The following is a 16852-nucleotide window of genomic DNA, read 5'->3' on the forward strand; positions in this document are numbered from 1 at the left end:
TGGCAACGACAAGTGATAGGCGCGCTGCCGCCTTAGCCGGGGTGTCCGGCGCAGCCCCCGTCAAATGTCGAAGGAAACCACAATGAACGTGCTTCTGGCCGATCATGCTCACCGTGTGATCAAGATCCCCGCGACGTCGATCAGGTCGATCATCGGTGTCGAGCATGCCGATCTTCCCGACGATAAGAAGGGCTGCAAGTCCATCCTCCGCTACGATTTCGGCGCCGGTCCGATGTTCGCCTGGCTCCGCACCGCGGCCGAGCAGGTGATGGTCCAGGCGACGAAGTTCGCACCCGCGCCATGGGTGCCGCTCACGACGACCGAAGGCGACGACGTCTATCTGCTCGCGCCGTCCATCATTGCGACCCACGGGCTCGACCCTGACGAATGCGCCGGCGCCAACACGCGGGTCGACTTCGACGCGTTCGGCGATGGGCGCGAGATCAAGTTCGCGACCGTCGTAGAGACCGACGACGAGATCGAGGCCGCCAAGTCGGTCGTCGAGGCCAGCCTTGCCGAGGCGCTCCAGCCGAAACCCGCGCAGTCCAACAGTCCGCGTCCCGCACGGCGCGCGCGCAACCGCGCAAAGCGCTGACCCACCCGACCACCATCGTAAGGATCGAACCCCATGGCCGACGATAGCACCACCACGACCGCCCCGACTGACGCCCAGGTCGCTCAGGCTCAGCAGGTCATCGCAGCCTCGCAGGCGGCCGCGGCCGCGGCGCAGGCGGCCAAGATGAAGCCCATCACCGACTTCGTCGCATCCGACAGCGCTGCCCAGGTTCGTGCCGCACTCGAAGCGCTGCTGCCGGTATTCATCATGGACCAGACCTATGGCGCGTCGATCAACGCTGCTCTGACCGGGCTGCGCAACCTCGGCGTGCCGCTGCCGGCCGCGGCGACCGCGTCGACGCCGACCGCCTAATCCAACCGCTACCGGAGAACGTCCATGAAGATGCGCGCCCGGGCGGCATGCTTGTTGTCCGCATTCGTCGCTTGGGCGCCATCCTTGGCTCAGCATGCGACGGCATCAGCCGCGCCTGCCGGCTATGCGCCAGAGCAGGCGGTCGTGACGGTACCGGCCTATTCGATCGGGCAAGAAGGTGTCGTCACCTCTACGGCCGCCACGCCGACATCCGGCGGTGCGGCCTTCGCGAGCGGCGCGGCGGTGGTTGGTCCGTTCGCGCCGCAGCTTGGCCGAGACATCCGTGTCGTCCTCAAGGGCACATGGGCCGGCGGCTTCGTGGTCGGCACCTCGACCTCCGCCAATGCGTGCGCAGCTGGCACGATCAATCCGCTGACGGTCGCCGGCCAGCCATGGGGCAACTTCTCCGCGAATGCCAATGAGGTTGTCGACACGCCGACTCTCGCCGGCATCGTCTACTGCGCGACCGCGACGGTGACGTCCGGCTCCCTTTCCTACTCTCTCCGCCAATAAGGGGCATCGGCCATGGACTTTACGGATCCGCTCAATTCGCCGGTGCAGGCCGGTACCGCCCTGGCGGCCAAGCTGGTCAGCGGCTCGCGCTTCCAAGCGTCGATGCTCTCCGACATCGCCGGCAAGGATGCGATGGGGCAGGTGGGCGGACCGGCGCAGGGTACGTTGCTCTGGCTGCTGTCGCAGATTGCAGGCGCCCTGCCCGCGACGTCGACGGCGCTCGCTGGAACGGCCGCTGGCGGCGGAACGGTCATTGAGGGGCCCTTCACGCCGGAGCTTGGTCGTTCGATCGGCTTGCGCATCGTCGGCTTGACCGCGCTCGGCGCCGGCCAGGTGCAACTTCTCCGATCGATCGACGGGACGCAGGCAAATGCCAAGCCGTTGACCGCGCTCGGATCGACGATCGGCGTCTTCACGGCCGACTGTCAGGAGCTCGGCCTCTTCACCGAGACCGAGCCGAACGCGACCTGGTGGCTCAGCGTGCCATCGGGCGTGACCTACCGCCTGTTTCAGTGAGCCGGAGACGATGAGCTATGCTCGCAACCCTGATGGCGCTCAGCTTCGTGCCTAACGCCCCGGCGCCCACGCCAACCGGCGCAATCATCGCCACAGCGGGCCAGACGGTGAAGTTCGACGCGGCGCAGACGTCGGTCGCGACGGTCGCTGGCCTGCCGCTGGGTTCGCCACTGACCGCGCAGCCCCTCGACCCGGCCGATCTCAACCCCCGTGCCTTCGACTTCTCCGCGCTGATCGGTGATGCGAAGATCGCGCAGATCGTCCGCATCACGATGTCGGCCGCTGCGGCCACGGTCGGCGTCGAGGTGTGGCAGGATTCGCCCCGGGTGCCGATCATTGATGCGGCGACCAGCCAGATCGTCCAGATCTGGTTCGCGGTCGATCCGGCCTTCCAGTCCGATCCGGGCTTCAGCGGCGCGGGCCTGCAGGTCGGGGTCTCGATCCTGATCCAGACTGACGCGGCGGTCTACCAGACCTACGAGCGCACCGGCATCCTGACCGTAAGGAACCTGTGATGATAGATAACGGAAAGCGCGTGACGCTGGATATCCCGAACGTCTTCAGCGGTACTGCGGGGGTCTCTGGCGGGATCCTCGCCTTCATCCCGGCCGGGCGTATCAGCCGGCCGGACACGATCAGCGCCGCTACGCTCGACGGCAAGCCGGTGCGCCTCTCGATCATCAAGCAGCCGGCGACAATGCCGTCCGCGGCAGCCGCGAGAAGTCCGGTCGTCACGGCCACCTATCAGGAAATTCCGGCGCTCTGACGCTGGCCTAAGAAAGGAAAAACCGATGCCCAAGTATCTGGGCCGGCTGCTGCCGGCGCGGGCCGCCCTTGCGTGCTTGCTGATGACGGGAATGGCCACGTGCGGAATTGCAGCACCCGCACAGGCGCAGGATACGATCGCGCGGGGCCTGGCCCTTCAGGCGATGCAGATGGCCAAGGCGCTTGCCGCTGCCATCCCGCCCGTCTCGCTTGCGTTGCCCAGCATCTCCGGCACGCCGGCCGTCGGCCAAACCCTCTCCGCGGCTGTCGGCAGCTGGACCGGGGCACCGTCGGGTTACGCCTATCAGTGGAGGCGCGCGGGCTCGGCGATCGCAGGCGCGTCTGCTTCTTCCTACGTCGTCGTGAGTGCCGACGCCGGCAGCGCCCTCGGGGTCCAGATCAGCGCCACCAACGGAGCGGGCACCACATCAGCCTTGAGCGGAACGCTCTCCGTCCCCGGCTCCGCCTACGCGCCCTCGCTCGACCACAGCGACGCTCGCAACAGCTTCTACCTCTGACGCCTTCCACTAGGAGAAACACCATGATCCGTTCGCTGATCGGCCGCGGTATCGCCGCGCTGGCCGCCCTTTCGCTTGCCTCGGTCACCCCGGCCATGGCCGCCAACCTCAGCATCAAGGATGGTGCCGGCACCACCCAGACGATGTGCACGGGCGTCCAGAGCGACAGCTCGCAGGCCTATTGCTTCGTCTATCACAACGCCGCTGGTGCGCAGGAAGATCTAGCGACCAAGGCGCTTCAGACGTCGGGCAACAGCTCGCTCGCCACCTTGGCAGGGACCGTTGCCGCTGCCGGCACAGCCGCCACGACCGCGCAGACCGTCACGACCGTGCTCCCGCAGATCACGGCCACGGCCGGCACCGCGATCTCGTTCGGCACGAGTGCAGCAACACTCTTCGCCGCCAACGCGTCGCGGCACTTCATGACGATCCAGGTGCAGGGCGCGCCTGACACGACCGGGACCAACGGCTGCTACATCAACGGGATCAGCGGCGCGACCGCGGACGCAAATAGCCTATTCATCGCTCGAGGCGGCTATTTTGAGAGCGGGACCCACGTCGGCACTGGCGTCGTCTCGATCATCTGCACCGGCACTATGGCGGTCTACTCGCGGCAGGGCTGAGGCCGCTGCAACCCGCACCCTGACCTTACTCTATCGCGCGAGGCGACCATGCTGACACCCAACACCTTCGGTCGCCTTCGCGACTATCTGCGAACTTCGGTGGCAGGGATCATTGCAGTGATCGCCGCCAATGCCCCTGCACCCGGCGCCGTTATCGCCCCGCAGAATGCGACAACGACGACCTTCCAAGAGGTCGTTCTTGTCGATTTCGCCAAAGTGTTCAGCGACACGGCCGGCACGGTTGCGCTCACTGGCAGCGGCGTCGGGCAGACGGTAGGCGCGATCCGCGATGTGGCGGGTAATATGGCTGCGACATTCCCATCCGGTGCGCAACCGACGTTCCAGATCGATAGCCAGAGCGGCAACGGCGCGTTGTCTTTCGACGGTGCAGCGACCTATGGCGTCCGGTCGAACGTAGCGGAAGCTGCAACGGTTGCCGTCATCTATAGCGCAGACATGGCTGGTAAACATGCCCGTCCGTCCGTTTCGACACTACTCGCGCAGCCCGGTCCCATCGTATCTAGTGCTAACACAGCCGGCTACGCGCTCGCGCTTTCCAACGCCTCGGGCAGTCTTCTTGGCGCCGATGTGGTGCAATTCTCGCGCTACCGATCGGACGCCAGCACCGCGACGGTAAATACCGGCATGGTTGTCGGTCATACCGAGTGCTTGATGATGATCGGCGACGGCACGACCTATTCGCACTATAAAAGCGGCGCGCAGGACAAGGCGTCCCCAACCACGGCGACTGGCACCCCATCTGCATTGCTTGGGTCCAGCGCGACGATCGGTGCCGCGCTCGCATCGGATGGGACAACCAAGTCCAACTATTTCAAGGGGCTGGTTCTCGGCTGGGCGGTATCGTCCGGCAAGCTCGGCACTTCCGAAATCCCCGGCGTTTCGCAGTGGATGGTAAACCGCGCCGCGCAGAAGCAGACCCTTACCGGGTGGCTTGGCGCGTTCTTCCAGGGCGACGGAAGTCCGAGCGAGCGGGCTGCTTCCCATAACAGCGTTTTCAAGCATTTCAGCGCGGACCTTACACAGTCGGAATATCGCCCCAGTGCGGAGGCAGGTCTTTCGCAAACGACCGGATTCTATGCCGACTACGGCCTTGCGACGAACGGCTCTGCGTATTTCATGACGCGGGATGGTGCCGGGGACAGCGTCATCCCGTTGCTCACCTCTAGCGATGGGTTTAACTGGACCCGGCTAGCATCGATCAGCACTAGCGGTGTTAATGGTTCGACAGGCTATCCGATCGGTGGCTCTTTCGCCCGCAAAATCGATAACACGATCTATACCGACGCGCAGGGTTGCGCATATCTGTTCTTCGACGGAACTTACGTCGCTGGCGGCGCCAGCTCCGGCAATAGCATCTTTGTTGTAAAATCTACCGATAACACGTGGGTGGCCGGCGGCACGTGGGGCACTCCGGTCCTATGCACCGGGTTCACCGGGAACGGCGCCAATTCGATCGATCCGTCCGTCATGCAAGCCGCTGACGGCACGTTTGTCATGGCGTATTCGGATTACAAGGAAGGCACCGGCAACGTCGGCGGCGGCCAGATTCGATACGCTACCGCGCCTACGATCACCGGAACATGGACCTTGGCGGCTGCCGCAGACGCTTATGGCCTAGGCTCTAGCGTCGAGGGTCCGCAGCTCGTCAATCTCGGGACAGCAACCGCGCCCAACTTCGCCCTTCTGTTCGATCGCGAGGGCCACGGTTATAGCGTAGCTACGCTCGGTAACTTGCTCACCAATGCTGCTACAAATGCTCGCTCCATCCCCTCGGGGGACGCAATGGAGCAAGGCGAGATCGCGCCAATGCTTAGCGGCTTCCCCAACCCGCTCTTGCAGGCCAGCACTTCCACTCGCGCCTACCGTTGGGAAGGCAAGGGGATCCTGGTGTCCGGCAACCCTGCCGATGGCCTTACGGTCAACGGCAGTTCTGCTAGCGGCTGGCAGCGCAACTACACGGTCGGTTCCGGTGGCTCCGTCACAATCTCAAACAAATATGCCGTTCCTGATCCTAACGGAGATCTCACGGCCAGTACGATTGCGTTCGGCGGCACTAGCACTAGCTCATACGCATTCATTGGGTGTCAAAGCATTGAAGGCATAGGAAGTGGTGGCAATCTGGCCGGCAACATTCAGGCGAGCGTATGGGTTCGCGGTCGTGCTGGCGGAGAGGTAATAGGTTTCCAGGTCGGCAAGCTAGGCTCATCCACTCCTGCTCCTATTGGCAGCGCCAGCATCACCTTAACTACGGCATGGACCCGGCTTGAGATTGTCGGATACCTCCCGCTTGCAGGCAGCAAGGCCGTGATGTCCATCGGTTGCCAGAACAGTTCTGTCGCATCGCAAGCCATCGACATCTGCTGGCCTACCCTCAAGTAAGGAACGCGCTATGATCCGCACTATACTCCTCGCGCTCGTCGCCTCCGCATTCGCAATCGCTTCCGTTGTTGGTTTGATAATGGCCTTGGATGCACCGCGAAAAAGGCTTCGCCGGGTGGGCTTGGCAATCATTCCAATAAGTCTCGCGGTCGTTGCTGGCGCGTTTTACGCGGTTGCAGCTTCCGCCGACACGATCCCGATCGTGGACGGCCTGCTAACGGTCCATACTGGCGACATCCTCGTCACCAGTAAGCCGCTGACTGACAGGATCACGGCGTCCGGTACGATGGTGCAGGCGGCCGGAAGTATCTGGATCAACCGCATGGACGGGAAGCCGTTCACGCTTTCGGGCGGCGCGACGAAGCTCGGCATCATCACCGCGCCGGCCGTTGGCTATGCCTTGAACGGCTTCACGTATCAGGTGATGGACGGCACACCCGTGCCGGTAGTCGCCGCGCCGCCGGTATCGTCCGGCGCTGGACCGGCCCCCGCGCCGCCTGCGGCCGCCTCGGCGCTCGTCGGCGCCAACCTTGCGGGTTGCTATGCAGCGGCCGGCGGCGCCCTGTGCCCGCTCCCGAGCGAGATCGATGCCTATGTGGCGGCCAACATTGGCGACATCTTCCGCTTCGCGATCAAGGATGACACGCCCTTCGACAAGCTGATCCCGGCTATCGATGAGGCGCTCGCCAAGGGCAAGATCGTCATCATCGATCGGCACGATTATGCCTGGCACTCCGCAGCCGATAACCTCGCCTACTGGAAGGCCAAGCTGGGCAAATATGTCGGCAACCCCCGGGTCTACATCGACCTCGACAACGAACCCCGGGGCTTCAACAGCACGACGATCCCGAACGATTTCATGGAGTGGGCGGCCGGTACGCGCGACACCGAGGCCCTCTTCCTTGCCAACGGCCTGACCAACCCGGTCCTTACCGAGTGGCCGCAGAGCAGCGCGATCTTCCGCTTCGACAAGGGCGAGGCCGCAACCAAGGATTGCGAGAGCGCGGGGTGTGCGATCGATCGGACGCCGGGCTTCCCGATCACCGGCAACGTGATCCTGTCGCCGCATGAGTATCTCGATCATGGTAGCTCCGGCACCAACGCCGCCTGCGATCCCTATAGCTGGACGGACAGCTTCGCCGCCCAGGTGCGCAAGCGGCATCTGCGCGCGATCATCGGCGAGCAAGCTTGGGGCAAATATAGCGGCGTACCGGCCACATGCGCGGCCCCCGGCGCGGCGACGCTCGCTGGCATCCGTGCAAACGCGGACGTGATCATCGGCTTCACACAATGGGGCGGCGGTCGCGAGTGGCCGGCGGGCTACATCTTCGCGATCGCTCCGAAGGGCCAGACGCTCGACAATGCCTACGTCCACTCGCTGACCAACCGATAGATGCGGCCCGCTCATATCGGAGAGCGCCGCGTCATCGTCGAAGGCGATACTATAACGGTGTCGGACGGCGACGAGATCGTCGCTCACGTGCTTTGGCGGCACGAATATGACCATATTTATATCGAAAGCATCAAGGTGGTCGAAGGCAACCAAAAAGCTCTTGCCCTGATGCTGGCACGGTTTCGCGATAAGTTTCGCGGAAATACAGTCTGGTTCGACGCGCTAGACTGTAACGAGGAGATGCAGCGTCTCGTTGCTTTGCTTAAAGCAAAGCCTTTTAACAAGACCTACGCGGTCGTAATCTAGGGAAATCACCATGAACGCACCTTCTGACGCCAGCCTTCTCAACAAGCTGAGCAAGAACGGCCTCGCCCAGTTCAACAAGGAAGCCGCAGCCGAGTCCGGCTCGGCCGGCAACATCAACGCGACGCAGTGCCCGAAGACCTATGCCCTGCTGCGCGCGGGCTATTTCTCGAAGATGTAAATCTTGCGGGCGGCTGCTTAGGACGGCCGCCCGCTTCACTATCACGCATCGGCAGCGACGGAGGGTGTCCATGCATATCATCGCCCCGCCATCGAGCGCGCCGTTCAGCATCGTCATCACCGAACACCAGCCTCACCTGATCCGGCGGTTCGTCCCGCCGGCAAAGGTGGTCTGGGTCACGCTCCAGCCTTGCAGCCAGTTCCGGGTCGAGTTCGCCTACGGCCGCCAGTTCGCGATCGCGCCGGTCGTCACCATCCACTTCTGATAGATTCGGAGAGCATATGGACCATCCGCGTTTGTGGAGCTCGCTGGCCCACGCCTACCCCTCGCTGCTCGCGGTGACGAACGGCCTGCGGATATTCTCGACGGTGTTCGCTTCGGCGATCATCCTGTGGTGGTGGTCTTCGGCCTGGCGCTGCCTTCGCGGATGCGATGCGGAAGGCGATGCGCACCGAGCCGGTCTCGTGCCGATCGCGATCGCCGTGCTGCTGTTCGAGCTTCGCTGGTTCGCGCCGGGTCTCTCCGATCTGCATCGCGGCCAGCTGCTCGTAGTGGCGCATGGCGGCATGGCGGCCGGCTTGGTCTTCGGCATCTACGTCCACGGAAAGCGCTACGGCTCCCTGCGCATCAAGCGGGCAATGATCGTCTATGGGGGTATGCTGGCGCTTTGCATCGGCGTGTCGACGGTTCTCCGGTGAGCTGGTGGAACGATGCGGCCGCGCGCTACGGACCTATCCTAATTGGCCTCGGCATCGGAACGGCTGCCAAGCAAGGCTTGGCGCTCAATGACGGCAAGGCGTTCACCTGGCGGGCCTTCATCGCCGACATCCTGCTCCTCGGCTTCCTCGGCGTCGTCGCGGTCAGCGTCGCGGACCAGTTCCATCTCACCGGCAATGCGAAGGTGCTCATGGGCGCTATGACCGCGGTGTCGTCGGACCGCCTTGTCCGGGCCGTGCGCAAGAAGTTCGAACAGCGCGTCGCATCCGAGATCGACCAGCTGCCTACGGCGCGGCTGGCGCGGCTGATCGGGGGCGAACCGCCGCAGACCGGCGAGGACTTTACACCGCTGCTCGAGAAAATCGACGCTGCGGACCGGTTGCTGCCGAAGGAATGAGACGAGCCCCGCCGCCGCAAGGGGTGCAAACGGCGGGACTCTGAGACCGGTCGAGGTGTGCAGGGATTCGCCGGTCTCTGCGCGCGCAATAACTGGCTTCCGGAAAAATGCGAGCCCCGCGGCGCAAGAGGTCGCCGCGGGGCTCTAAGGCCGCAAACACCCGCAGCGTTCGAACGGCCCTGCGACCTTCAACACCCACCATCAAAGGATAGGTCCATGACCCCACTCGCTTGGGGGCGCAGAGTCGCGCCCGCATTTCGCGACCGCGCGCGTGCGATCGCCGATGGCCTCGGCTGCGATCCGAACTGGCTGATGGCGTGCATGGCGTTTGAGAGCGCCGGCACTTTTTCACCGTCGGTGAAGAACGGGGCGGGGTCGGGCGCGATCGGGCTCATCCAGTTCATGCCGCAGACCGCAGGCCAGCTGCACACCACTACGGGCAAGCTGGCGCTGATGAGCGCGGTCGACCAGCTCGACTTCGTCGACCTCTACTTCCGCCCCTGGCGGGGTCGCATGCACAACCTCGGCGACGTCTACATGCCGATCCTGTGGCCAGACGGCGTCGGCAAGCCCGACAGCTACGTGCTGTTCACCGAGGGGGATGCGCACCCGGCGCGCTACCTCCAGAACCGGGGGCTCGACGTCGACCATAGCGGGCGCATCACGCGGGGCGAGGTGTGCGCGGCCGTCGCGGCGAAGCTGAAGGACGGCCTGCTGCCGGCGAACGCGGCGTGATCGGCCATCAGCTTCGCAGAATGGTCGCGTTGGGGCTGACTTTCGGCGCCTTCTTGCTCGTCTACGCAATGGGCGAGCAAGAAGGCGCCACACATCGATGCGCGCTACCGAAAGATGCGATAAATCAGGCCCACGAACAGAGCCGCTGCGGCGGCAGCCAGAGCGCCGCTTGCCGTTAGCGCTTGCTCGCCCGGATGAAGTACTCCGTATCCGAGTGCCAGCACCATAACCAAGCCGACGGCCAAGGCTATCCATTCACGATTTCGGCGGTTTTCTACCGCCCATAGCCTTCCAACGATGAATGTGAGGGCGACGATCAGGCCGAGACTGATCACGAACGTCCAGTCGATCAAAGCGCTCTATCTTTCAAAGCGCCGCCCAAGATCGCGGCTGCAACCCACCCAGAGCACGAGGCTTACCATGAACAGCACCATCCCGCACGTCCGTGTGGTCATAGGCTTCTGCCTGCTCGCCGCGCTCGGCTACCTCGGCTTCAGCATCTGGGTCTTCGGTTGGACCGGCGACGCGGCCCTGCGCGGCGACGTCGTCGGCACCTGGAAATCGTTCGCCGTCGCGTCCTTCGCCTTCTGGGTCGGATCGAGCAGCGCCGGCAAGGCGAAAGACACCCCGGCCCCTCCTCAGAATGCCCGTGATGCCGCGAGCGCCGTCGCAGGCGCCGCAGCTGATCGGGCCGACCAGATCACAGGCGACACCGCCGCCTGACCCCCATCCGCCTGCGCATACCGCGCCGGCCGATCGCAAGGAGCACACCATGTCCCTCATCAAGAACTTCCACATCGTCTTCGCCAACGACGCGCAGAAGGCGGTCATCAAGGCCGCGCTGGCGGATGCCGGCCACGTCGTCGAGGTTGCGGCGAAGTCGGCCGCTGACGATCTCGTCCTGGCGCTGAAGGCCAGCCCGGTCGGCACCTTCATTGCGTCCGAGATTGCCACCCTCAAGGACTCGTCGCTCACCGGCGTCGAGAAGATGGAGCAGGTCGTCACCAACGCGATCCCGACCGCGATCACGCTGTTCGCTGCCGGCGGTGTCGCCGCGACGGCCGAGCAGGTCGAGGATGCTGTCCGCGGGGCGGCGCAGCTCGTCTATAACCAGACGATGTCGACGACGGTACCGGCGCTCGCGGCCGATGCCACGAAGATCGTCGAGGCACTGACCGACCAGCCGGCGCCCGCCGCCGCCGCCGCCGCCGCGCCGATCGCCCAGGCGGCCTAAGCCAATGCGCACCGCCCACGTCCTGAGCGCTGATCGGCTGCCGAATATGCCCAACCAGGACGTGGGCGCTCAGCCGGTTCTCCTCGTCACTACCGACCTGCCCTATGGCGACATCAACTCGTTTTACATGGACCCGGTTGATCTGGACGGCCGGCCGGTCAAGGTCGCGCTATCCAACCAGCCCGCCGACTCGCCGCGCGATCCGGATGCGATCAGCTACAAGGATCTAGTTATCTTCGATCGGCAGGATAGCTTGCTGCACAAGAGCGTGTCCTGGAACGGTCGGGCATTCCGTCAGCGCGGCTATTCGTTCGACATCTCGGAGCCGGAGCAATGACGGGCAGGGGACCTTCGCGAACGGTCGATCCTATGCCACATGCCAGCTAACCCATTGATTTGCATGAGAGCAATTAGGCCCCCGGATGTGGCAAACGTCGTTGATTTCATTCAACATTCGGCATCCACGGCGAAACACGGGTTCGATTCCCGTTGGGGTCACCAACCGCAGAAAACTGCGGTTTGGCGTAGCAGAGAGCGCGAATGTTACCACCGCCCTACGCTCATAATTACCACCTTCAGCTGAAATCTCTCATCCGAGGCCCAGTTCTTTGCGATAGGCGGGCGTGTCCCACGCATTGACTGACGGATGGAAGCGTTTAGGCAAGGCCTAAATAAATTGGGAATCCGGGGAATCGATGGACTGGTCCATACAGAGCATGTCTTGCGTGGTTTTCACCCCGCCCGCTCCTGTGCCACCTTCGGCATTCGAGACTTGGGGACGTCTGATCGGCGGTCAACCGCAGGGCTTTCAACAGAACCCGGCGGGCATGCCCCCAGGCTCGAATGCGTCCGGCTTACTAGGAGTGTACCAGGCTAATATCGGCGTCCAGCTCGGGCGAATTGATATAACCCTTCAGCCTCAGGTTGACGGAGCGCCGCCATCTCACCCGCCGACCATAGTTGACAAAGATGCCGCGATCCAAACATTAGTCGGTCTTGGTCAGAAATTAGCGATCGGGGATAATCCGATACGTGTCGCTTTTATCATAAACTGCGCGATCAACGCCTCTAGCGAAGCCGAAGCTGTCGCCATATTCAAAGGCGCAACAAATCTATCGCACATACCTAGTACCGCGTCAGACTTGAATTTCGCGCTTAATGTTCGTCGAGGATTGGGCGCGGCTGGTTGGCAGATGAACAGGTTTGTCCGCTGGGGCCTTGGCCAAGTCCAGTTCGTTCAATTCCAAGTTGTGAGCAGTGGGAGCCAATTTCCTCAGACTTTGAACGCTCATCATCTTGCCACGATGGCGATCGATATAAATTCGGTACCCCGCAATATCCCGCTCGGCCCGACTCAAGCTGCTGACGCGATCGCGTCCCTTGCGGCCGAGGCGAAACTGATTATGTCGCAGGGCTATGATCGCCTCTCTTCCGCCAATTGATGCGCATGCAGTAGCGGCTGCTTGGTCGCAGCCGCCAGCTTATATCAGCGCAGCTAGCTCTGACAGTGGCTCTGTGTTTTTTGGGGACGAGTCGAGCGTAGATTGGCTAGCTCAGATCAGCGGTCCCACCGTGGCAAAGCGCTTGGTGGTTGAAGACCGCAGGGTGGATTGCGGTCAATGGATGGTCGTAGGATCACTTGGCATATCATCGATCGGCTTGATCAAACCATCGGGCAGTTCGGTAACCTTTGTTGATTATCCGTCGCACGATGACCTGCCATTTGCTTATCCCAGAGACTCATGGGCGGCCTACGGAAACGTCGGTGCCGCAGGTTATTGGCATCCGATTGAGGCAAGCTCATCGGCTATTTTCGCGCGACCTGATATTGCGGCTGAGGTGTCCGTGCGAGCGGAACTGAGCAGCTATGCGAAGCTGCAGCCTGGATGGGATGGGCCCGGCTCCATCGCGCCAACTTCTCAAGCTCTTCACGAAGCGATGTCATTTCTGCAGCATGTTCCCATCGATTACTCGACGGTGGAGCCAATGGTGGCGGCCGATGGCGAAGTTGGATTCTTTTGGGAACTTAAATCAGGCTACGTCGACGTCACATTCCGAGGACGTGGCGAAATGGTTTTTCTAGCGAAAATTGACGGTGTTGTATCTAAAGGCCGTGTTTCTCTTGGCGTCGGTAATGATATTCCCGAGAGTTTAATGGCCGCGATAAAACTGTCCTAGTGTGAGCATAGATATCGATCAAATTTTGCCTTGTTCCTGCGAGGACATGTCGCATGGTAACCTAGGCGAAGTCCAAAGCGTTGAACGGCTGGCAAGAATCTTGAGCCCTCTCCACTTTGATAAGAAGGGCCGGCTTAAGCCTAGCGCTTTTGCAATCACTCATTTGCAAGAAGCTGGTTTGTCCTTAGTGCGTGTCGACAAGATCGATGCCGCGGAAATCATCGCGGTCGCGTCAGACATAATGAAGTCTAGCGATCAGATGGAACTACGAGGAGCTTTAGTCGGGTCCGCCCAGGCAATACGCGATGCGAAGTTGCCCGATGGGCACCGTGCACTGTGCGTGAAAGACGATCCAGTCTTGGGCGATAAACTTCTTAGGGATAATGAAGCTCATGCCGTCAGTGTAGCTACGAGGCGTGTTACAGAAGAGGACATGAAAGAAGTTCGAATGGCGATATGGGGAAAGTTTTCGCCGATATCGAACCTTTCGGACATTTATAGCAAATTATAGCGGTTAGCGCGCGTTGTTTTTGATTGGCAGCCTAAGGGCGGGCGCCGACGACGGCGAGGCTTAGTTCGTCGGGCATTCGTCGGCCAGCAGCGTGCGCTTGCGATCGGTTATGGCCTTCGGTCGCCGCCCTAGCGCCTCAGCGATAACGGTCCGCTCGTACCCGTCTCGGTACATTCGTAGAAGGCGCTGGTCCTCGGCTTCTGTCCACGGCCGGAAACTACGTAGCGTCATCAGTAGCTCAGCCAGTCGGTCTCAGCCTCGTCGACAACCGCGCGCATGTCGCCATCGGCCTGCATCTCGTTGAGGCGCTTGCGCACGTCGTCGGGCGAGCCGCGACGCGGGAACATCCTGTCGCCCTTGGCGGCATTGACCAGATCAGCCATGCGGCAGTCGGCTTTCTGCGCGAGCAACCACTCGCCGAACGTCTCGCCCTGTTCATTCGTCTGCGACATGTGCCCTCCGATTCGGCCGTCAGCATATCACCGGCGGCGTAGGGCGGGGGAGCCTGCCGTGGTATCGCCACCGAGCGGTTCGATTTCGGGACAAGGGGTAGAATTATAATCCATGGTACAAGCCGTGGTATCGACCCATCACCCGGCCGCAAACACCCCGAGAACCGGGCATTTTGGGCGATTATTTGGCGGGGTCCGTCTCCTACTCGCTTGGGGTCGAGCCGATCTGTGCAATGTCCCGCCGATCACCCCATCCACCTACCATGCGCGTGTCGTGCGGCGGCAAGATCCTTTCCGACTATCCGAGCGGGCTAAGCAGGATTGCGATCTGAAGCCGGACATTGCCCGTGCGTCTGCCGAAAACTTTGCGATTCAGCGTGCGCGCAAGGTTTGGCGCCGGAAGATGCGTGAGACGGGCTTGGCAGGCGTGATAGATGGCAAGCCGGTGCGCACGACCATCGGCGATACAGCTGCGCCGTGCCCGCTCGATCATTCAATCGCAAGCTCGAGGCGACGGCGCCAAACATGCTGTGGGTGTCCGACTTCACTTATGTCGCTACCGCGGTGGGCTTGGTCTGTGTCGCCTGCCATACAGATCATAGACGTCCGGTCTTATCCGCGGCCATCGCACACGCGCGCTTCGAACATGGTTAGAGCTTATTTTACCGCTGTCGGCTAGCGTTCGCCTTCTGACTATTCAGGAGCAGTTTATGGACGTGGCGCTTGCGGCCGCAGCCACCGAGCGTCTGCCAAGCGGATCCAAAGGGATTGCCGTCCAGCGCGGCCTCGTGCTTGGCCTGTTCGGTCTGCTGGCCACGCAGCAGATGCTGCTCTGGGCGTTTCTCGGCTATGCATGGTGGACCTATGTCGTCGGCACCGTCGGCTTCGGGGGGCTCATCCTGTTGTTGCGCCGCGCAGATGGCTGGAGCCGGGATCGCGCACCATCGGCCGCCCTGTTCGCCACATGCCTCGCCGTCGCGGCGCTGGCCTGCGTGCTCGGCGGCGAAGGGCGGTTCTTCTATGCCAACATCGACTGGCAGGTCCGCGATGCCGTGCTGCGCGACCTCGTCGTCTACCCCTGGCCGTTCGTGTATCAGGCAACACCGTCGCCGCTCATGCTGCGGCTGCCGCTCGGCATGTACATCATCCCGGCGCTGCTCGGGAAGGCACTGGGCTACCGCGTTGCCGAACTGGCGCTGCTGGGTCAGAACAGCCTGCTGCTTGCAACGATCTTGTCGCTCGGCGCCGCGCTGTTCCGGGACACCCGCGCACGCGTGATCGGGCTGGTCGTATTCCTCGGCTTCTCCGGAATGGACATCCTTGGGGCGGCGCTTCTGGGCGAGCCTCTGATGGGGCACATGGAATATTGGATAGGCCCGCAATATTCTTCTCACGTCACCCAGATTTTCTGGGTCCCGCAGCATGGAATGGCGGGGTGGATCGGCGCTCTGCTCTACATGCTGTGGCGCGACGATCGGTTGCCGCGCGCCGTTGTGCTCGCGATATTCCCGCTACTGGCGCTGATGTCGCCACTGGCGCTGATGGGGCTCGTGCCCTTTGCCGCGCATGCGGGGTTGGACGGCCTGTTCAAGCGACGCCTGGTCGCCAGCGATATCGTGCTCCCGTCTTTGGCGCTTGTTCTGGCGGTGCCCTCGCTGCTGTATCTGGCCGCTGCCAACGACACGGTCGGCGAGCGTGCGCAGGTGATCCACCTGCCGATATATCTGCTTTTCGAACTCCTCGAAGTGGCACCCTATCTGATCGCGGTCCGGCTGTTCGGCCGGAACCGCTTCGGCGCCCCGACCGCGGTCATCGTCGCGGCGGTGCTGTTGCTCGTGCCGTTCGGGCAGGTCGGGACGTCAGGCGATTTCGTTATGCGCGCGTCGATCCCCGCACTGGCTATATTGGCGACGCTGCTGGGTGACATCCTCGCCGAGACCACCAGTGGGCGCGACGCGCGCGTCGCGCAATTCCTCGGCGGCGTGACCTTTGCCATCGGCCTGTGCACCCCGGCATCCGAAATCTGGCGGGCGGTGCACTTCCCGGCCTCGCCGCCGCCGTTGTGCAGCTTCCTGGGCGTGGTGCCGGGCGGCTCGGCCACCTATGTCACGCCGCTGTCGCGGGTGCCTTCACTTGTCCACCCGGGCCGGCCGGCCGTGATCGAGCCACATGATCCCAAGCGCTGCTGGGCCGGGCCTTGGCCGAACGTCGCCTCGAAATGGTAGGCGAACCGATCGAGATATCCTATCCCTCGGCGCATCGGTGACACATAATTGGGGCCGCTGTGACAAACGAGAGCCGAGCAGGGCGATGAACGATTGGATCGGGAAAGCAGATGACTGTGAAGGCTGATAACCATCTCGCTCGCTCGTGCGTGTGTTGCGGGTCCACCGATCTCGCTACTTCGCCCGCAATCCTCATGCCGTTCGTCGCGCATCGTGCGTTCGGCTGGGCGCCAATAGAGATAAACGATAGCTGGGGTCTCCAA

Annotated in this window: 24 protein-coding genes, 1 tRNA gene and 1 pseudogene; 24 read left to right on the forward strand and 2 right to left on the reverse strand. The window is 62.7% G+C overall.

The window, feature by feature from the left end; genetic code table 11:
- Positions 1 to 82: 82 nt before the first annotated feature.
- The 16 genes from Q0326_RS11115 (at position 83) to Q0326_RS11190 (ending at position 9989) form a co-directional block, all read left to right on the forward strand.
- Complete coding sequence (locus tag Q0326_RS11115; protein WP_298690149.1) at positions 83 to 595, forward strand: hypothetical protein; 513 nt, start codon at positions 83 to 85, stop codon at positions 593 to 595.
- Positions 596 to 628: 33 nt separating this feature from the next.
- Positions 629 to 928: a hypothetical protein gene (locus Q0326_RS11120; protein ID WP_298690152.1), complete on the forward strand. Its 300-nt coding sequence runs from the start codon at positions 629 to 631 to the stop codon at positions 926 to 928.
- Positions 929 to 952: 24 nt separating this feature from the next.
- Positions 953 to 1441 carry a hypothetical protein gene (locus tag Q0326_RS11125; RefSeq protein WP_298690155.1) on the forward strand — a complete coding sequence of 163 codons (489 nt, stop codon included), beginning with the start codon at positions 953 to 955 and terminating at the stop codon, positions 1439 to 1441.
- Positions 1442 to 1483: 42 nt separating this feature from the next.
- Positions 1484 to 1957, forward strand: coding sequence for a hypothetical protein (locus Q0326_RS11130; protein ID WP_298690157.1), 474 nt, complete (start codon positions 1484 to 1486; stop codon positions 1955 to 1957).
- Positions 1958 to 1974: 17 nt separating this feature from the next.
- Complete coding sequence (locus Q0326_RS11135; RefSeq protein ID WP_298690160.1) at positions 1975 to 2472, forward strand: hypothetical protein; 498 nt, start codon at positions 1975 to 1977, stop codon at positions 2470 to 2472.
- The gene (locus Q0326_RS11140; RefSeq protein ID WP_298690163.1) at positions 2472 to 2723 is read left to right on the forward strand and encodes a hypothetical protein; all 252 of its coding nucleotides are present in this window, start codon (positions 2472 to 2474) and stop codon (positions 2721 to 2723) included. The genes Q0326_RS11135 and Q0326_RS11140 overlap by 1 nt, the downstream gene beginning before the upstream one ends.
- 25 nt (positions 2724 to 2748) lie before the next feature.
- Entirely contained in the window at positions 2749 to 3240 is a 492-nt protein-coding gene (locus tag Q0326_RS11145; protein ID WP_298690166.1) for a hypothetical protein, read from the forward strand.
- Between the two features lie 23 nt (positions 3241 to 3263).
- A complete protein-coding gene (locus Q0326_RS11150) occupies positions 3264 to 3863 on the forward strand; it encodes a hypothetical protein (protein ID WP_298690169.1) in 600 nt (199 codons plus the stop codon).
- Positions 3864 to 3911: 48 nt separating this feature from the next.
- Positions 3912 to 6263, forward strand: a complete 2352-nt coding sequence (locus Q0326_RS11155; RefSeq protein WP_298690172.1) for a hypothetical protein — start codon at positions 3912 to 3914, stop codon at positions 6261 to 6263.
- Positions 6264 to 6273: 10 nt separating this feature from the next.
- Positions 6274 to 7656, forward strand: a complete 1383-nt coding sequence (locus Q0326_RS11160; RefSeq protein WP_298690174.1) for a cellulase family glycosylhydrolase — start codon at positions 6274 to 6276, stop codon at positions 7654 to 7656.
- On the forward strand, positions 7657 to 7962 hold the full coding sequence (locus tag Q0326_RS11165; protein ID WP_298690177.1) for a hypothetical protein: 306 nt from the start codon (positions 7657 to 7659) through the stop codon (positions 7960 to 7962).
- Between the two features lie 10 nt (positions 7963 to 7972).
- The gene (locus Q0326_RS11170; RefSeq protein ID WP_298690180.1) at positions 7973 to 8140 is read left to right on the forward strand and encodes a hypothetical protein; all 168 of its coding nucleotides are present in this window, start codon (positions 7973 to 7975) and stop codon (positions 8138 to 8140) included.
- A 70-nt stretch (positions 8141 to 8210) separates the two neighbouring features.
- Entirely contained in the window at positions 8211 to 8405 is a 195-nt protein-coding gene (locus Q0326_RS11175; RefSeq protein WP_298690183.1) for a hypothetical protein, read from the forward strand.
- 16 nt (positions 8406 to 8421) lie between these two features.
- On the forward strand, positions 8422 to 8838 hold the full coding sequence (locus Q0326_RS11180; RefSeq protein ID WP_298690186.1) for a hypothetical protein: 417 nt from the start codon (positions 8422 to 8424) through the stop codon (positions 8836 to 8838).
- Positions 8835 to 9254 carry a hypothetical protein gene (locus tag Q0326_RS11185; protein ID WP_298690189.1) on the forward strand — a complete coding sequence of 140 codons (420 nt, stop codon included), beginning with the start codon at positions 8835 to 8837 and terminating at the stop codon, positions 9252 to 9254. The genes Q0326_RS11180 and Q0326_RS11185 overlap by 4 nt, the downstream gene beginning before the upstream one ends.
- Before the next feature lie 216 nt (positions 9255 to 9470).
- Positions 9471 to 9989 carry a transglycosylase SLT domain-containing protein gene (locus tag Q0326_RS11190; protein WP_298690192.1) on the forward strand — a complete coding sequence of 173 codons (519 nt, stop codon included), beginning with the start codon at positions 9471 to 9473 and terminating at the stop codon, positions 9987 to 9989.
- Positions 9990 to 10093: 104 nt separating this feature from the next.
- On the opposite strand, the gene Q0326_RS11195 is transcribed toward Q0326_RS11190, so the two are convergent.
- Positions 10094 to 10342 (reverse strand): hypothetical protein, encoded by a 249-nt coding sequence (locus tag Q0326_RS11195; protein ID WP_298690195.1) that lies wholly within the window; start codon positions 10340 to 10342, stop codon positions 10094 to 10096.
- A 67-nt stretch (positions 10343 to 10409) separates the two neighbouring features.
- Between Q0326_RS11195 and Q0326_RS11200 the strand changes: the two genes are divergently transcribed.
- The 6 genes from Q0326_RS11200 to Q0326_RS11225 all read left to right on the forward strand — a co-directional run bounded on the left by Q0326_RS11200 (position 10410) and on the right by Q0326_RS11225 (position 13401).
- A complete protein-coding gene (locus Q0326_RS11200) occupies positions 10410 to 10712 on the forward strand; it encodes a hypothetical protein (RefSeq protein WP_298690198.1) in 303 nt (100 codons plus the stop codon).
- A 49-nt stretch (positions 10713 to 10761) separates the two neighbouring features.
- Complete coding sequence (locus Q0326_RS11205; protein ID WP_298690201.1) at positions 10762 to 11223, forward strand: hypothetical protein; 462 nt, start codon at positions 10762 to 10764, stop codon at positions 11221 to 11223.
- 4 nt (positions 11224 to 11227) lie between these two features.
- Entirely contained in the window at positions 11228 to 11560 is a 333-nt protein-coding gene (locus Q0326_RS11210) for a hypothetical protein (RefSeq protein ID WP_298690205.1), read from the forward strand.
- Positions 11561 to 11636: 76 nt separating this feature from the next.
- Positions 11637 to 11724: transfer RNA gene (locus Q0326_RS11215), tRNA-OTHER, on the forward strand.
- Positions 11725 to 11948: 224 nt separating this feature from the next.
- Positions 11949 to 12665, forward strand: coding sequence for a hypothetical protein (locus Q0326_RS11220; protein WP_298690207.1), 717 nt, complete (start codon positions 11949 to 11951; stop codon positions 12663 to 12665).
- Positions 12640 to 13401, forward strand: coding sequence for a hypothetical protein (locus Q0326_RS11225; protein WP_298690209.1), 762 nt, complete (start codon positions 12640 to 12642; stop codon positions 13399 to 13401). Before Q0326_RS11220 ends, Q0326_RS11225 begins: the two co-directional genes overlap by 26 nt.
- Positions 13402 to 14142: 741 nt before the next feature.
- Here the strand turns inward: Q0326_RS11225 and Q0326_RS11230 are convergent.
- Positions 14143 to 14364 (reverse strand): hypothetical protein, encoded by a 222-nt coding sequence (locus tag Q0326_RS11230; RefSeq protein ID WP_298690212.1) that lies wholly within the window; start codon positions 14362 to 14364, stop codon positions 14143 to 14145.
- A gap of 397 nt (positions 14365 to 14761) precedes the next feature.
- Here Q0326_RS11230 and Q0326_RS11235 point away from each other — a divergent pair.
- Both Q0326_RS11235 and Q0326_RS11240 read left to right on the forward strand, forming a co-directional pair.
- Positions 14762 to 14949, forward strand: a pseudogene (locus Q0326_RS11235) (IS3 family transposase); the annotation flags it as partial.
- A gap of 125 nt (positions 14950 to 15074) precedes the next feature.
- Complete coding sequence (locus Q0326_RS11240; RefSeq protein WP_298690215.1) at positions 15075 to 16589, forward strand: hypothetical protein; 1515 nt, start codon at positions 15075 to 15077, stop codon at positions 16587 to 16589.
- Positions 16590 to 16852: the final 263 nt, after the last annotated feature.

This window comes from uncultured Sphingomonas sp., from assembly GCF_937859915.1.
GTDB lineage: Bacteria > Pseudomonadota > Alphaproteobacteria > Sphingomonadales > Sphingomonadaceae > Solisphingomonas.

Coding starts and splice junctions, on each gene's coding strand:
- Q0326_RS11115 (WP_298690149.1), top strand. CDS start 83: ATGAACGTGCTTCTGGCCGATCATGCTCACCGTGTGATCAAGATCCCC.
- Q0326_RS11120 (WP_298690152.1), top strand. CDS start 629: ATGGCCGACGATAGCACCACCACGACCGCCCCGACTGACGCCCAGGTC.
- Q0326_RS11125 (WP_298690155.1), top strand. CDS start 953: ATGAAGATGCGCGCCCGGGCGGCATGCTTGTTGTCCGCATTCGTCGCT.
- Q0326_RS11135 (WP_298690160.1), top strand. CDS start 1,975: ATGCTCGCAACCCTGATGGCGCTCAGCTTCGTGCCTAACGCCCCGGCG.
- Q0326_RS11140 (WP_298690163.1), top strand. CDS start 2,472: ATGATAGATAACGGAAAGCGCGTGACGCTGGATATCCCGAACGTCTTC.
- Q0326_RS11145 (WP_298690166.1), top strand. CDS start 2,749: ATGCCCAAGTATCTGGGCCGGCTGCTGCCGGCGCGGGCCGCCCTTGCG.
- Q0326_RS11150 (WP_298690169.1), top strand. CDS start 3,264: ATGATCCGTTCGCTGATCGGCCGCGGTATCGCCGCGCTGGCCGCCCTT.
- Q0326_RS11155 (WP_298690172.1), top strand. CDS start 3,912: ATGCTGACACCCAACACCTTCGGTCGCCTTCGCGACTATCTGCGAACT.
- Q0326_RS11160 (WP_298690174.1), top strand. CDS start 6,274: ATGATCCGCACTATACTCCTCGCGCTCGTCGCCTCCGCATTCGCAATC.
- Q0326_RS11165 (WP_298690177.1), top strand. CDS start 7,657: ATGCGGCCCGCTCATATCGGAGAGCGCCGCGTCATCGTCGAAGGCGAT.
- Q0326_RS11170 (WP_298690180.1), top strand. CDS start 7,973: ATGAACGCACCTTCTGACGCCAGCCTTCTCAACAAGCTGAGCAAGAAC.
- Q0326_RS11175 (WP_298690183.1), top strand. CDS start 8,211: ATGCATATCATCGCCCCGCCATCGAGCGCGCCGTTCAGCATCGTCATC.
- Q0326_RS11180 (WP_298690186.1), top strand. CDS start 8,422: ATGGACCATCCGCGTTTGTGGAGCTCGCTGGCCCACGCCTACCCCTCG.
- Q0326_RS11190 (WP_298690192.1), top strand. CDS start 9,471: ATGACCCCACTCGCTTGGGGGCGCAGAGTCGCGCCCGCATTTCGCGAC.
- Q0326_RS11200 (WP_298690198.1), top strand. CDS start 10,410: ATGAACAGCACCATCCCGCACGTCCGTGTGGTCATAGGCTTCTGCCTG.
- Q0326_RS11205 (WP_298690201.1), top strand. CDS start 10,762: ATGTCCCTCATCAAGAACTTCCACATCGTCTTCGCCAACGACGCGCAG.
- Q0326_RS11210 (WP_298690205.1), top strand. CDS start 11,228: ATGCGCACCGCCCACGTCCTGAGCGCTGATCGGCTGCCGAATATGCCC.
- Q0326_RS11225 (WP_298690209.1), top strand. CDS start 12,640: ATGATCGCCTCTCTTCCGCCAATTGATGCGCATGCAGTAGCGGCTGCT.
- Q0326_RS11230 (WP_298690212.1), bottom strand. CDS start 14,364: ATGTCGCAGACGAATGAACAGGGCGAGACGTTCGGCGAGTGGTTGCTC.
- Q0326_RS11240 (WP_298690215.1), top strand. CDS start 15,075: ATGGACGTGGCGCTTGCGGCCGCAGCCACCGAGCGTCTGCCAAGCGGA.